Origin of the sequence: Photorhabdus sp. RM71S, from assembly GCF_042879355.1 — a bacterium.
Lineage (GTDB): Bacteria > Pseudomonadota > Gammaproteobacteria > Enterobacterales > Enterobacteriaceae > Photorhabdus > Photorhabdus kayaii.
This window is the reverse complement of sequence record NZ_JBHFKV010000198.1, coordinates 1-472: the sequence shown is the minus strand read 5'-3', so window position 1 is coordinate 472 and position 472 is coordinate 1. Positions and strand designations below refer to the sequence as shown.

The window sequence follows — 472 nt, the reverse complement described above, 5'->3', positions numbered from 1 at the left end:
GTCTGCACAAGAATGACAGGATACATATCTTCCGTTGTTGACCAGTCACGCGGGGAGTAAACCCGCGCTTCTGCATCGGTCTTGTGTTTGAGCGCGTCAATGACTAACGCCCTGATACCTGCCGCGTTCATGATTTCACCCTGTTAAGTATTAATTTTGTCCCGCCGTGGCTATCGGGCTGAATATCAGCCACGGCAAACAAAGTATTGACAGGAACACCGCCCACAACACCAACCAATACCCGATCTCCCTTTTTTGGCGGCGCCTGAAACTCAATGTCGCGCACCCCAAGTACGGGAGAAGTTGTATTGATGGTGCTGCCGTCATCAAGTGATTCCACTTCTTGCGTGTAAGCCCGGTCAAAGATGCCGCTGATAGTGTAATGAGCGCCGCTTGCTGGACGGTATTCAACCGGGTCCCCAAACACATCATGCAGCGGCGCTAATAAATGCTGGTCCCAATTGATCCCCAT

Annotated in this window: 1 protein-coding gene and 1 pseudogene; both read right to left on the bottom strand. The window is 51.7% G+C overall.

Going from position 1 to position 472, the window contains the following annotated elements:
• Positions 1-131 (bottom strand): annotated as a pseudogene (locus ACGF5R_RS24495) (ATP-binding protein); the annotation flags it as partial.
• The coding region (locus ACGF5R_RS24490) for a hypothetical protein (protein ID WP_036847782.1) at positions 128-472 on the bottom strand (345 nt) is incomplete at its 5' end. The gene ACGF5R_RS24490 and the pseudogene ACGF5R_RS24495, both read right to left, overlap by 4 nt.